Origin of the sequence: Chitinophaga nivalis (genome assembly GCF_025989125.1) — a bacterium.
Classification (GTDB): Bacteria; Bacteroidota; Bacteroidia; order Chitinophagales; family Chitinophagaceae; genus Chitinophaga; species Chitinophaga nivalis.
The window spans coordinates 2,747,330-2,759,600 of record NZ_JAPDNR010000001.1 but is presented as its reverse complement, the minus strand read 5'-3'; the positions used below and the strand labels follow the sequence as shown (position 1 = coordinate 2,759,600).

Sequence of the window (12,271 nt, the reverse complement as noted above, 5' to 3'; positions counted from 1 at the left end):
ACAATTCTGTACTAAACTTCCCTTGAAAAAATTAAGCCTGCTATCCGGCCGCCGGGGGTTGGATTGGCTTAATTTTTGTTCTGATATTTAAAAAGAAAATGTTACAAACATAGATGAAAATCATAAAGGTGCAAACAGTTATCCTAAAATAATATCCCGTTCCACTGTTATAGTAACTTTCGCACTGCCAATTCCGTTTAAAAGAAGTAAATTTACTACACGAATCACACTTAAAACATATTTCAAATGAGGCCTATATTATATATTGCATTGGCCGGATCACTCGCACTCGGGGCCTGCTCCAGCACGTACAAGTCTATGCAGACGCCGGATGACGTTTATTATTCTCCTCGCCAACAGCAGCGTACTTATGCATCCAGCAATGGATCCAATGGCAATTCAGATGATGCCAACTATGTTGAGGATGCCGACGGTGAAGGCAACTACGTAACTTATCAGGATGATGATCAGGGCGATTACCAACGCAGACTGAACCGTTTCGGTAACAGCGGCAACAACTATTCTGGTAGCTACTGGGATGGTTACAATGCAGGCGCCAACGTATATACCAACAACTACTTCGGTTCCGGATTCTATAATGGCTTTGGTATGGGCTACAACTCTTTCTATGGCCCTTCAATGAGTATGGGACTGGGCTGGGGCTTCGGTGGCGGAATGGGTTATTATAATCCGTGGTTTTACGGTGGCTATGGTGGCTGGGGCGCTCCTTACATAGGCAGCTATTATCCTTACTACGGCCATTTCAACCCTTATTATGGTGGCTACTATGGTTATGGTGGTTATCCTTATTATGGCGGCCATTATGGTGGTGGTTATTTTGGTGGCGGTTATTACAGCCGTCCGCGTCCTTCCAACTCCTATGGTCCGGTAAGATCCGGCAACGAAAGAGATCCACGCAGACCAACCTACACCAACAGTGGTGGTAACGGCGGTAGTGGTATCAATAATGGTGGCGGTGGTTATACCCGTCCGGTGAGAGGTTCCTACCAGCCTGTTAATGGCGGTAATACCGGTGGCGTCGTGAATCCTAACAACGGTGGTAATTTTGACAGACCCCGTCGTGTATTCCAGCCTTCCAGCGGCGAAAGACCAGTAGTAAGACCTAACAACAATTACGGTAACGATGGCGGTGGCGGATATTCCAGACCACAGCGCGTAGAATATTCCAGACCTGCACCATCAGCACCTAGCTATACTCCGGCTCCGAGCTCCGGTGGCGGCGGTGGTGGTAACAGTGGCGGTGGTGGTTACACCCGTCCTGTAAGAGGAGGCCGTTAAAATAATTACCAGAAAAGATAAGCGTAGCATTAACAACTACGCTTATCTTTTTTATTACACAAGTTTTTGTCACAGCTGAACGTTATACTACCGCAGTCGTCAGCTGACTTGCCTCAACAAGACAAGACACCTACACAGCAGCTCTCAATTTCTAAGAATACAGCACTATGATTAAAAGAATTTATCCTCTTTTAGGCGGCTTGCTTTTATCCGCAACTGCCATGGCACAAAGCTCTTCAGATGCATTGCTTTACTCCAACTTTCAGCCTTTTGGTACGGCCAGAACCCAGGCACTGGGAGGCGGAGGTGTTGGCCTTGGAGGAGATTACACATCTGCACATCTCAACCCGGCAGGTATCGGCGTATTTAAAACGGGAGAATTCCTGTTTTCTGCCGGCGTGGGCATTACCGGTAACAATTCAACTTATCAGGGCAACAATATCCTGGACAATAAAGGAAACCGCACCAACTTCCAGCTGCCTAACATCGGCGTTATCTTTGCCGCCAACAGAAACAGCGGCAGCAGCTCCTGGAATAACGTCACCTTTTCCCTGGGTATGAACCGCCTGGCCAACTACAATAACAAAGTAGCCATTGCCGGTTTCAACGATGTATCCTCCTACTCCGACTCCTGGGTAGATGACCTGGTAGGTCAGAACACTGACGTTTATAAAAAAGGTTACCCATTGGGAGCCAGTCTGGCTTATCAATCCGGCCTGATCGATCAGTTCAAGAATGCCGCAGGTAATATAGAGCCGCTGAGCAATGCCTCTCCTACCCGTCAGGAAGGAGGCCCGATTGCCTTACAGCAACGCGGTATCCTGGAAACACAGGGTGGCTTGAATGAATTTGCGTTTGCCGTTGCCGGCAACTATGGCGACCGTTTCTATATCGGCGCCAGCGTGGTAGTACCCAGCATTAATTATAAAGAAACGCTCACCTTCATGGAAGATGATGCCAGTGGTAAACCCAACAACGGATTTGCCTTCTTCGATTATAATAAATACCTGAAACGTACCGGACTGGGTATCGGTGGTAAACTGGGGGTGTTATTCAAAGCAACCGACCGGCTCCGGCTGGGCGCCGCTTTCCATACACCTGTATTCTACAGTATGCATGACAGCTATAGCGCTAACATGACGTCCAACACAGAAAATATCAACAGTACCTTAAGCGCCTATTCAGAAGATTTGACCAACGGGTATCCGGTAGAAAATGATTATAACTACACCGCTCCGCTCCGCCTGATGGGAGGCGCGTCCTTCTTCATCGGTGATCTCAGCGATCCATCGAAACCACAGGGCTTCATCAGTGCAGACTACGAGTATGTAAATCAGTCTTCCGGCAAATTCCGGATGAGCAATGACCGGAGTTTTGAAAATGATCTCAACACCAACATTGGTGCATTATACAAAGCAGCTTCCAATGTAAAAGTGGGTGCTGAGCTGAAATTCCTGTCGATCTATGCGGTAAGAGCCGGTTTTGCCGCCTATGGCAATCCGTATAGCAATGACAGTTATAATGCCGGCATCGATGCTTCCCGTAAAGTATACAGCGGTGGTCTGGGCTTCCGTACCAAAGGTATCTACGGCGATCTGACCTACAGCTATGCGCAGGGTAAAGACCGCTGGCTGCCTTACCGCGTAGCAGACGCCGGATATACGCCTAAAGCAGCTACGATAGATTATAACAGAAGTAATATCGTGATGACGATCGGTCTGAAATTCTAATCAGTCGCGTTAATCATCTACCTAAAAAAGTAAAGCGCAAAACGGATATACCGTTTTGCGCTTTACTTTTTTAATACGCTTATATCGCCGCCTGCACCGCAGCCAGTATCGTGGCTTCCTCCCGGGGATCGTACCAGGTAAAGGCCGTATCCTTTCTGAACCAGGTAAGCTGCCTTTTGGCATACTGGCGGGTATGGGTTTTAATATCTGCTGCTGCCTGCTCCAGCGACAACTGGCCATCGAGGTAATCGAAAATCTCCTGATAACCCACTGTACGTAAGGCATTGTGCTGGCGGTAAGGCAATACCGCTTTCACTTCTTCCACCAAACCAGCCGCCATCATTAAGTCTACCCGATGATGGATACGTTCGTGCAGTAATTCTTTGGGTAATGTAATCCCTATTTTAATGACCCGGAAATCTCTTTGCTGCGGCGCTGCTTTACGGAAAGCCGTCACCGACTGTCCTGTAGCGTCCAGTACTTCCAGTGCCCGGATGAGGCGCTGCGGGTTCTGCGTTTCTGCCGTGGCATAAAACGCGGGATCACGCTCCTGTAGCTGTTGCTGCAGCCAGGTAATACCATTTGCGACATATTGTGCATTCAGGTGCTCCCTTATGCCTGGCGGGATGGCCGGCATATCGTCGATACCTTCCGTAAAAGCTTTAATATATAATCCGGTACCACCACACATCACGGCTATGTTGTTGCGGCTGAAAATTTCGCCGGCATATTGTAAGGCCAGCTTTTCGTAGATGCCGGCATTGACTTCTTCCCGGATGCTATGTGAGTCGATAAAATAATGTGGTACTGCTGCCAGTTCATCCGGTGTAGGTTTGGCGGTACCAATGCTGATTTCCCGGTAACATTGCCGGGAATCCGCAGAAATAACAGCGGTATTAAACAGCTGCGCTATTCGTATAGCCAATGCCGTTTTCCCTGACGCCGTAGGCCCCGCGATGATAATAACCGTTTTTTGCATGCCTGGCTGAAATAAAAAAATTACGAATGAAACATGCTGCATTTTCCGGAAGATAAAAACGGGTCATCTTTAGGAAAGCAGCTCATGCCTCATTCGTAATGCCTATAAAAAAATATTGCTGTTAGAAACTGTTCTCTTCTTCTCCGCCGAATTCTTCTCCGCCTTCATTCCCCATTACATCTTCTTCCCCTTCTTCTCCGAAGCCGTCCTGGTCCATACCTTCTTTATTGAGGTCATATTTCTCCTCCATTTCCACCAGCTTATCGCCTACCAGTCCTTTGGTACCATACTGACTAGGTGCCAGTCCTTCTTTACGTACACATACCGGATAGGTGACTTTACTGTTTTCATCTTTGGAAACACCAATGAGTTCTACCAGGAAAGACCAGTTTTTAGCAAAATCGTAGAGGTAAATGAATTTCTGGTTAGGATCCTTTACAGCGGCTGCAATGGCAGTATCGGCCATCAGCAGGGGCGCTACCTTGCGTGGCTCCTGATCCAGTTCCAGGATGATTTCCCGGCCACGTTGCCAGTTATCGTTACTACGGAAAAAAGTAGCTTTATGTTTAGCATCGAATTCAAATGCCTGCAGAATTGCCTGATGAAATAATAAAAACGTCTGATTCGGCTTAATGACAATGTCTCTGTAGACACTTTCATCTTCTTCCCAGTATACTCTGAATTTCAAGACCGGCATGACAAAAAGGTTATAAGTTATAAGTTAGATAAATTATTGAACACCCGGTTAATAAGTGTTCGGTTACTGTTTGTAATGAGTACAATGATCGGTAATTCTCCTGACCCTGTAAAATTACCAATTTTATTTAACCGGGGTAAGATTCAATGCACTTGCTTTTTCCAGTAAAAATGCATACGCTGCATCATAGGTATTGGGGATTTCACCATCCAGGATGGCTTCTCTGATCGCATTTTTCAGTTCTCCTACAATTCTTCCCGGCTGCAGGGCGAATGTTTCCATAATCATTTCACCGGTTACCGGAGGCTGCCAGTTACGAATACGGTCACTTTCCTCTACTTCCTTCAATCTATTGCGTACCAGTTCAAAATTCTCCAGGTACCTTTTAACTTTGGCTTTATTCTTTGAGGTAATATCTGCTTCACAGAGCATCATCAGCCCATCTATATCATCGCCGGCATCAAACAGTAATCTGCGGATAGCCGAGTCCGTTATATTTTCCTTGGTAAGGCTGATAGGCCGGAGGTGTAGTTCCACCAGCTTCTTCACCAGTTTCATTTTGTCATGCAATGGCAGTTTGAAACGGGTAAAGATACGGGTAACCATTTTTGCGCCTACCGCGTCGTGGCCGTGAAAAGTCCAGCCATGGCCTGGTTCAAATTTTTTCGTGGCGGGCTTACCGATATCGTGTAATAAGGCAGCCCAGCGCAGCCACAGATCACGGGTGTTTTCCGCGATATTATCCACGACCTGCAAGGTATGATAAAAATTATCTTTATGCCCTTTCCCCTCATACATCTCCACTCCCACCATATCCACCATCTGGGGGAAAATGATTTTCAGGAGTCCTGCTTTATATAAGAGATCCAATCCGGTTGAAGGTTTGGTGGACAGCATGATTTTATTAAATTCATCCGAAATCCGCTCCTGGGAGATGATACGGATACGTTCTGCATTTTCCTGAATGGCTTTAAAAGCAGCCGGTTCAATGGTAAACTGCAGCTGTGAGGCGAACCGGATGGCCCGCATCATCCGCAGCGGATCATCGCTGAACGTTTGGGCAGGTGCCAGCGGGGTACGGATAACTTTCCGGTCGAGATCTGCCAGCCCGTCGAAAGGGTCGAGCAGGGTACCGTAGTCTGCTTCCCGCAGGCTGATAGCCAATGCATTGATGGTAAAGTCGCGGCGGTTCTGGTCGTCCTGCAGGGTGCCGGCTACCACTTCGGGGTTACGGCTTTCCTGGCGGTAGCTTTCCTTACGGGCACCTACAAACTCTATTTCCAGTTCCTGCCATTTTACCTGGGCGGTACCATAGGTTTTGAAGAAATTCACCGGTATCTTATCCCCCAGACTTTCTGCTACCTTGTGTGCAAGGGCAATACCATCGCCTACACACACCACATCCATGTCTTTTGTTCTTCTTCCCAATAACTTGTCCCGCACAAAGCCTCCTATCAGGTAGGCAGGCACGCCCAAATCCCGGGCAGCCAACGCTATCTTCTCTAACACTTTTCTTTCCTGCAGAGAGCAAGGAATGTCCAATGGCCTGGTGCTGATCATATAAAAATATTCCTGTTAAATTTTAATCCTTCGCTGAAATCAGGGCGCAAATGTAATAAATAAACGATTTTAATCCCGGATTATCGCTACAGAACCATCTTTTCCTATCCTGATAATACGGGAAGCCGTAGCTCCGGCGGCTTCTTCCTGCCGGTGTTTCACCACATAATCCACGCCCTGTATAATTTCAGGGGCGATATCGGTGAACCTGGCCGGAGAAGGGGTACCACTCAGATTAGCGGAAGTAGAAACCAGTGGTTTCCGCCATCTTTTAATCAAATGCCGGCAAAAGGGGTCTTTCACAATCCGGATGGCAATACTGCCATCTTCGTTAATGACATTCGGCGCCAGCCCCAGTGCACCTTCATAGATGACCGTCGTAGGACGGGTAAATTCATCAATCAGGGTGGCGATATCCGGGCGCGGGTTGGCTACATAATGCAGCAAATCCCGTACATCGGCCAGCAATACTACCAGACTTTTACTTTCACTGCGCTGTTTCAGCGCATATACCCGCTTCACGGCCGCTTCATCCGTAGCATCACAGCCAATTCCCCAGATAGTATCCGTAGGGTACAGAATAAGGCCACCGGTACGTAGTACCTGCAAAGCCCCCCTGATATCCTCTTCAAAAATCTCCATACTTCTTTATATTATTTAAGGGCTTCGTACACTTTCATCATCGCCGCTGCACACTTTTCCGGTGTGAACAGGGCGGCATGTACGCGTCCTTTTTCTTTCATTTCTTTTACCAGCTCCGGTTCTGTTACCACCCGCTTCATGGCCGCCGCAATGGCTGCCGGCTGCAGCGGATCTACATACAAGGCCGCATCGCCACCGGTTTCCCCGAAACAGGAACCCGAAGAGGTAATCACCGGCGTACGGCTCCACAATGCCTCCAGGATGGGGATCCCAAACCCTTCAAATACCGAAGGATATAATAACGCAGCAGCTCCCTGGTACAATAACGGCAGCTCCCTGTTGGGCAGGCGCGCCTGTTCATTGAGCCATATCACCTGTTGTTCCAGGCCATGGGCCGCCAGGTATGCTTTTACTTTTTTCTTATAACTACTGCCGCTACCCAGCACCACCAACGGCAAACTGACATCGCCTTTCAGTGTATGCATAGCCGTTACAATCCCCAGCAGGTTCTTACGTTCTATGATAGAACCTACGTACAGGAAGTATTGCGCCGGCAGTCCGTACTTCGTACGTAATGCCGCGATCTCTTCCGGTGTATGGGTGACGGCAAAGGCGGGGTCGCAGCTTTGGTATACAACGTCGATCTTATCTGCCGGGGTCTGATAGTAAGTAATCAGGTCCTGACGGGTCTGCTCACTGATAGCCACGACCCTGTCTGCATAACGGCAGGCATAGCGGGCCTTCCGGCGATAGGTAATCACATCAATCGGATTATATTGCTCCGGATACCGTTCAAAAATCAGGTCATGCATGGTTACGACAGACCGGATCCCGCTTTTGTGGATACCGAAAGGCAACTCATGACTGAGGCCATGATACAGTCCGATCCCATAGCGTTGCAGGTCTTTTACCACATACCGGCTACGCCAGGCGGACTTAAACCAGCGATGCAGGGTCTTTTCCGGCCCCACCACCTCCAGGTTGGTATGGTCGCCAGGTGTAAACATATCCGTTTGTTTTGGTGCAAACAGGTAATAATGGTGCTCCGGGAAGCCTGTTACCAGTGAAGAAATCAATGTACGGCTATAATTTCCCAAGCCCGTATTGTTCTGGTAAGCACGTTTGGCATCAAATCCGATCTTCATATAACAGCAAAACTACAATTAAGAATTAAGAATTACAGCGCAACGGGCGGATCACCGGTAATTATTCATTTCAAATTTGTAATTCCCTTCTATGGGTATTAAGTTTGCAAACAAAAAATAAAACAATGGATTTACAACAACAAATACTGGCAGCCTGGGCCGACCGCGCGCTTTTACAGGAAAACCAGTACACAGATGCCGTTAAAGCAGTTATCGAAGCAGTAGACAAAGGACATCTGAGAGTTGCAGAGCCAACAGAGAATGGCTGGAAAGTGAATGAATGGGTAAAACAGGCGATCCTGCTGTATTTCTCCATTCAGCCCATGGAAACAATGGAACTGGCTCCATTTGAGTTTTATGATAAAATGAAGCTGAAATCCAACTATAAAGACCTGGGCGTACGGGTAGTACCACATGCCATTGCCCGCTATGGCGCCTATATCGCGAAAGGTTGTATCCTGATGCCTTCCTACGTTAACATCGGTGCATTCGTAGACGAAGGTACCATGGTAGACACCTGGGCAACAGTAGGTTCCTGCGCACAGATCGGTAAACATGTACACCTGAGCGGTGGCGTAGGTATCGGCGGCGTACTGGAACCATTACAGGCCAGCCCGGTGATTATCGAAGATGGTTGCTTCATTGGCTCCCGTTGTATTGTAGTAGAAGGCGTTATTGTGGAGAAAGAAGCCGTACTGGGCGCCAATGTGGTGTTGACCCAGTCTACCAAAATCATTGACGTTAGCGGCAGCGAGCCGATTGAATACAAAGGCCGCGTACCAGCCCGCAGTGTAGTTATTCCAGGTACCTATACCAAGAAATTCCCTGCCGGCGAATACCAGGTTTCCTGCGCCCTGATCATTGGACAGCGTAAAGCATCCACTGACCTGAAAACCAGTCTGAATGATACTTTACGTGAATTTAACGTAGCGGTATAAACCATACTTTTTGCAAAGGTGAGCAGTTATTTTTCGTTTTCCGATAAAAAAATTTGGTTAATTTAAAAAAGCGCTTACCTTTGCAATCCCTTTTACGGGAAGCAGAAATGCCCAGATGGCGAAATTGGTAGACGCACTGTGTTCAGGTCGCAGCGTTCGCAAGGATGTGCTGGTTCGAATCCAGTTCTGGGCACAAAAGAGGTTGTAAGTTTAGGCTTACAACCTTTTTTTGTTTTAGGGAAAATCGAACCAATAACCATTAGCCCAATAACCACGACAACACCGTCACCCAATCGAACTCGAACTGTATTCTTTATTCCCGTCTGATAGTGTAACTTACCCGTCGAGTAGGTTATATTACTTTCTCGTCAATAAGCCATCATTATCCTTAACAGTTTTATAACCGTATGATTCGGAAATTTGAAATCATAAAATTGTTTGACCATCACAATCGGGGACAATTTATTGTTACCCGACAAATTGATTTCAAGGAAGCAATTGAGATCAAGGAAGGAGCCTTGTTAAACGGTATCCCCGTATATCATTACCTGGAAATGTATCCGATTTCAAATGAACAGGGAAAATCACAGTTCGATATTTATGTTTTTAGACCAGCATTAGAACGCTTTCCCAAAGGATATTTCCAAGTAGGGCAAATCACAGAACTTGTCACTCAGGAAATCAGCCAGGCTATAGTTTCAACGCCACTTGAGGAGCATATTCGAGAAGCTATTCCGAAATTACTGGAGATGGCAAGGGAGTTGACATGGAATAATATCTCAGACAATTGCAAATTCATTGTAACAGCAATTAAAGACAGCCAGGATAGTTTTCATGAACAACGAAAGTTGAATAAAAAGACGAATGATAATAAAGTTCCTGTGACGCTTACCGAGCTTATACCTACCCTGGAAAGTCTTTACAATTTTTTTTATGAGATCAACCTGCATATTTATAAGGCGACAAAAAGCATGACCATCATCGACTTTCGTTATTATGCAAAGTCATTTCCTGACGGAAACTACCAGGAAAAATTACATAAGCCGCCTATGTTCCATTGCAAAGTTGCAATACCACCGTGGTTATCCGAAAAAAAAGAAAAGTTCGACATTAATTGGGAACATTACAAATGGTTGAATAGATTACAACTAATCCGGATGAAGTTAAAATTGAAACCTTGGAAACGAACAATATGAGGCATTCACCGAGATAATGAGTACTATGAGCATGATGCATATTTTGTTCTGCCAGACATTCACTGTACATCCGTAAAAAACAAATAAAACCTAATGGTAAGCCTATTAATCTGCATAGCTTAATTCATAGGCCACTACCTGATCCTTCAACAAAACATATAAATACATTCCATTCACATAATAAGACAATACCTTCCGCTTATCCAGCGGGAGATAGAAACTGCCGGCATAACTGCCATTTTCAATTTGATAGGTATCCAGCACGGGATGCAAATTGAAGGTATCTGTTTTCTCGTTGTCAGCCAGTAAATCAGATTCTACAAACAACCGTTGATTATTGGCGAAAGCCCGTTTATTCACTTTCGCACGCGGAGCGGCAGCATATAATTTCTGGGTTGCTCCTTTATCTCTCACGGCTACCTGAATACCACTGTTAAAAATCGTATCAATCGTTCGTTGCTGATAGCGTAATTGCAGCTTACTATCCATACAATAAATACCATTCTCAAAATAAGGAATGTAAAACAAGCGATCCCTATCTCCATTACTACATAAAATTCCATCTGTAGATACACCTGCATCTGATTTTTCTGAGAGAAGATCAGCTGTATACTCCTCCTGGCTGCGGATATTGATGCGCTTAAAAACAGGTTGAAAAGATCCTTCTTTAAATCCTCTTATCACCACGATAGAATCTGATAATTGTATAGACTTCAAAAATGGTCCCTGCGATAATTTTACGGTACCGATGGCAGGAGAAAATAACTGCCCGCTGTTATATTCATGCATATAAACATTATTCCCTACCGCAAAGAAAGTCACCGGAGGTTTTAACTGTCTGTTGATATGCAGCGCTATCGTGTCCTGGATATGTAGGTGATCATCGAGGCGGTATACCGACTGGTGTGCAGGCTCGGATAAATACAGGCGATCACCTGTCCCAAATAACCGCTCTGCCGCAAAGGGCAACGGTTGCGCGCGTAGCAGGCGAACTTGCATAGGTAGCCAGTTCCTGTTAAATCCATTCTTTTTATCATTTGGTATACCCGTTACCGTTACCAGTACAAACAGGCATATCAATGCCGATATGATCGTGCAAACAATCTGTATTATGGTGCGTTTCATGCTATAAAAGGGGAACAACCTGAACTACGGTAGCGTAGCCGTAGCTCAGGTTGGGGTGAAATCTTACAAATCGGTCAGGAATACATCCAGTACATAGGTTTTACCTGCTGACTGGAAGGTAGTCGCGCAACAGAAGTATGCGTCGCCTTTACAATTGGCCGAAGAATTTGGATTGGCAAGCGCTTTCACTTCATTACCAAATCCCAGTACGAGATAACCGCCATAAGTGGCCGTACGGTCGACCGGAAGGCTAGGAACCGTTACTGCCCGGTAGCAGACATCCTCTCCTTTTTTGATAATTGTACCGGCATTTACAGATACAGTAAGTACAATAGCAGCAACAGCTACCAGGGCGGCGAAACTGAATTTCATCTTTTTCATTTGTTTGGGTTTAGCGTTGTGAACAATATCGCAAATGCGGTGAGCAAGGTGATAAGAAAATTTACGACCAGATGTTGTTCCCAGGTTAACAGCTCAATAATACCGCCACAGCTACAAGGAAGATCATACGCATAATGCAGCATAATATAAACGTATCCTGTAAACAGGGTCATCAAAAATAAAGAGACATAAAGTCCGACAACTCTGGTACGTTTATAAATAAGTAATGCTGCTATTATCAGCTCGCCAGCAGGCAATGTTACAGCGATGAATGGCGCCAGCTGATGCAAAAAAGGAGAACGGGCTGTTTCAAAGCTGAACTTGTCGTAATGTATTATTTTACTAAGGCCAGTATATATCCATAGGATAAGTAAGAGCGCTATAATCGCTTCAATGGCTAGATTGAGTACCTTGGTTTTCATAACATAGCATAATATTTCCGGGCAACGAGATGAAGATAATAAATAAGGGGAATAATTAAAACATTATTGTATTAATTTTAGTGATGTCATTTCGCATTTTCGCGGAAAACTGATGCTTCTTTATGTCCGTTCAGGCTTACCATCTTTTATACGCATG

General features: G+C 45.9%; 12 protein-coding genes and 1 tRNA gene. 5 read left to right on the top strand and 8 right to left on the bottom strand.

Annotated features, from left to right (window positions below):
* The first annotated feature begins 246 nt into the window (after positions 1-246).
* Together OL444_RS11300 and OL444_RS11295 are read left to right on the top strand one after the other, a co-directional pair.
* Entirely contained in the window at positions 247-1,299 is a 1,053-nt protein-coding gene (locus tag OL444_RS11300; RefSeq protein ID WP_264733098.1) for a hypothetical protein, read from the top strand.
* Between the two features lie 221 nt (positions 1,300-1,520).
* Complete coding sequence (locus OL444_RS11295) at positions 1,521-3,029, top strand: OmpP1/FadL family transporter (protein ID WP_264733099.1); 1,509 nt, start codon at positions 1,521-1,523, stop codon at positions 3,027-3,029.
* A gap of 79 nt (positions 3,030-3,108) precedes the next feature.
* On the opposite strand, the gene miaA is transcribed toward OL444_RS11295, so the two are convergent.
* From miaA to OL444_RS11270, 5 genes are all read right to left on the bottom strand, one after another.
* Positions 3,109-4,008, bottom strand: a complete 900-nt coding sequence (gene miaA / locus OL444_RS11290) for a tRNA (adenosine(37)-N6)-dimethylallyltransferase MiaA (RefSeq protein WP_264733100.1) — start codon at positions 4,006-4,008, stop codon at positions 3,109-3,111.
* Between the two features lie 121 nt (positions 4,009-4,129).
* A complete protein-coding gene (locus OL444_RS11285; protein ID WP_264733101.1) occupies positions 4,130-4,705 on the bottom strand; it encodes an IS1096 element passenger TnpR family protein in 576 nt (191 codons plus the stop codon).
* Positions 4,706-4,828: 123 nt separating this feature from the next.
* The gene (locus OL444_RS11280) at positions 4,829-6,265 is read right to left on the bottom strand and encodes a CCA tRNA nucleotidyltransferase (protein WP_264733102.1); all 1,437 of its coding nucleotides are present in this window, start codon (positions 6,263-6,265) and stop codon (positions 4,829-4,831) included.
* A 69-nt stretch (positions 6,266-6,334) separates the two neighbouring features.
* Positions 6,335-6,907, bottom strand: coding sequence for an L-threonylcarbamoyladenylate synthase (locus tag OL444_RS11275; RefSeq protein WP_264733103.1), 573 nt, complete (start codon positions 6,905-6,907; stop codon positions 6,335-6,337).
* Between the two features lie 11 nt (positions 6,908-6,918).
* Positions 6,919-8,052 carry a glycosyltransferase family 4 protein gene (locus OL444_RS11270; RefSeq protein ID WP_264733104.1) on the bottom strand — a complete coding sequence of 378 codons (1,134 nt, stop codon included), beginning with the start codon at positions 8,050-8,052 and terminating at the stop codon, positions 6,919-6,921.
* 125 nt (positions 8,053-8,177) lie between these two features.
* Between OL444_RS11270 and OL444_RS11265 the strand changes: the two genes are divergently transcribed.
* From OL444_RS11265 to OL444_RS11255, 3 genes are all read left to right on the top strand, one after another.
* Positions 8,178-8,990 carry a 2,3,4,5-tetrahydropyridine-2,6-dicarboxylate N-succinyltransferase gene (locus OL444_RS11265; protein ID WP_264733105.1) on the top strand — a complete coding sequence of 271 codons (813 nt, stop codon included), beginning with the start codon at positions 8,178-8,180 and terminating at the stop codon, positions 8,988-8,990.
* A gap of 109 nt (positions 8,991-9,099) precedes the next feature.
* Positions 9,100-9,183 (top strand) — tRNA-Leu (locus OL444_RS11260).
* A gap of 214 nt (positions 9,184-9,397) precedes the next feature.
* Positions 9,398-10,186 carry a hypothetical protein gene (locus OL444_RS11255; protein ID WP_264733106.1) on the top strand — a complete coding sequence of 263 codons (789 nt, stop codon included), beginning with the start codon at positions 9,398-9,400 and terminating at the stop codon, positions 10,184-10,186.
* Positions 10,187-10,291: 105 nt separating this feature from the next.
* Here OL444_RS11255 and OL444_RS11250 read toward each other — a convergent pair whose 3' ends face one another.
* From OL444_RS11250 to OL444_RS11240, 3 genes are all read right to left on the bottom strand, one after another.
* Positions 10,292-11,311 (bottom strand): hypothetical protein, encoded by a 1,020-nt coding sequence (locus OL444_RS11250; protein WP_264733107.1) that lies wholly within the window; start codon positions 11,309-11,311, stop codon positions 10,292-10,294.
* Positions 11,312-11,374: 63 nt separating this feature from the next.
* The gene (locus OL444_RS11245) at positions 11,375-11,692 is read right to left on the bottom strand and encodes a hypothetical protein (RefSeq protein ID WP_264733108.1); all 318 of its coding nucleotides are present in this window, start codon (positions 11,690-11,692) and stop codon (positions 11,375-11,377) included.
* The gene (locus OL444_RS11240; protein WP_264733109.1) at positions 11,689-12,114 is read right to left on the bottom strand and encodes a MauE/DoxX family redox-associated membrane protein; all 426 of its coding nucleotides are present in this window, start codon (positions 12,112-12,114) and stop codon (positions 11,689-11,691) included. Before OL444_RS11240 ends, OL444_RS11245 begins: the two co-directional genes overlap by 4 nt.
* Positions 12,115-12,271 lie beyond the last annotated feature (157 nt).

Excerpts from the sequence above, each read along its gene's own strand:
- OL444_RS11240 (WP_264733109.1), bottom strand. The coding sequence starts at position 12,114 with ATGAAAACCAAGGTACTCAATCTAGCCATTGAAGCGATTATAGCGCTC.
- OL444_RS11245 (WP_264733108.1), bottom strand. The coding sequence starts at position 11,692 with ATGAAAAAGATGAAATTCAGTTTCGCCGCCCTGGTAGCTGTTGCTGCT.
- OL444_RS11275 (WP_264733103.1), bottom strand. The coding sequence starts at position 6,907 with ATGGAGATTTTTGAAGAGGATATCAGGGGGGCTTTGCAGGTACTACGT.
- OL444_RS11295 (WP_264733099.1), top strand. The coding sequence starts at position 1,521 with ATGGCACAAAGCTCTTCAGATGCATTGCTTTACTCCAACTTTCAGCCT.
- OL444_RS11265 (WP_264733105.1), top strand. The coding sequence starts at position 8,178 with ATGGATTTACAACAACAAATACTGGCAGCCTGGGCCGACCGCGCGCTT.
- OL444_RS11255 (WP_264733106.1), top strand. The coding sequence starts at position 9,398 with ATGATTCGGAAATTTGAAATCATAAAATTGTTTGACCATCACAATCGG.
- OL444_RS11280 (WP_264733102.1), bottom strand. The coding sequence starts at position 6,265 with ATGATCAGCACCAGGCCATTGGACATTCCTTGCTCTCTGCAGGAAAGA.
- OL444_RS11270 (WP_264733104.1), bottom strand. The coding sequence starts at position 8,052 with ATGAAGATCGGATTTGATGCCAAACGTGCTTACCAGAACAATACGGGC.
- miaA (WP_264733100.1), bottom strand. The coding sequence starts at position 4,008 with ATGCAAAAAACGGTTATTATCATCGCGGGGCCTACGGCGTCAGGGAAA.
- OL444_RS11250 (WP_264733107.1), bottom strand. The coding sequence starts at position 11,311 with ATGAAACGCACCATAATACAGATTGTTTGCACGATCATATCGGCATTG.
- OL444_RS11285 (WP_264733101.1), bottom strand. The coding sequence starts at position 4,705 with ATGCCGGTCTTGAAATTCAGAGTATACTGGGAAGAAGATGAAAGTGTC.
- OL444_RS11300 (WP_264733098.1), top strand. The coding sequence starts at position 247 with ATGAGGCCTATATTATATATTGCATTGGCCGGATCACTCGCACTCGGG.